Here is a 627-nt window from a genome sequence, read left to right as displayed (position 1 = left end):
GCCTGGACGACAACTTCTTCGAACTGGGCGGTCATTCGTTGCTGGCTACCCGGGTGATTTCTCGGGTTCGCCAGGAGCAGCAGTTGGACGCAAGCCTGAAGGCGTTGTTCGAGCGGCCGGTTCTGGAAGCGTTCGCCCAGGGATTGGAACGCACGACGGATGCGGTCTCGACGATACCGCTTGCCGATCGGCAGCAACCGTTGGCACTGTCCTTCGCTCAGGAGCGTCAGTGGTTCCTCTGGCAACTGGAGCCGGAAAGCGCGGCCTACCATATTCCGAGTGCCTTGCGCCTACGCGGGCGGCTGGACGTGGATGCCTTGCAACGCAGCTTCGACAGCCTGGTCGCGCGGCATGAAACCTTGCGTACCCGCTTCCGGCTGGAGGGAGGGCGTTCGTACCAGCAGGTACAACCTGCGGTTAGCGTTTCCATCGAGCGGGAACAGTTCGGTGAAGAAGGCCTGATCGAACGGATACAGGCCATCGTTGTGCAGCCATTCGACCTGGAACGGGGGCCGTTGCTGCGGGTGAACCTGTTGCAACTGGCCGAAGACGACCATGTACTGGTGCTGGTCCAGCACCACATCGTGTCCGATGGTTGGTCGATGCAGGTGATGGTCGAGGAACTGG

At 61.4% G+C, this 627-nt stretch carries 1 protein-coding gene; it reads left to right on the top strand.

What is annotated here, in order from left to right:
• Positions 1-627: condensation domain-containing protein (locus HMPREF2914_RS09340; RefSeq protein ID WP_049267246.1), on the top strand; the 627-nt coding region annotated here is incomplete at both ends.

The organism is Pseudomonas sp. HMSC067G02, from assembly GCF_001813485.1.
Taxonomy (GTDB): Bacteria; Pseudomonadota; Gammaproteobacteria; order Pseudomonadales; family Pseudomonadaceae; genus Pseudomonas; species Pseudomonas aeruginosa.
Note: the sequence above shows the minus strand (reverse complement) of the source record. Positions and strands in the feature narration are given on the sequence as shown.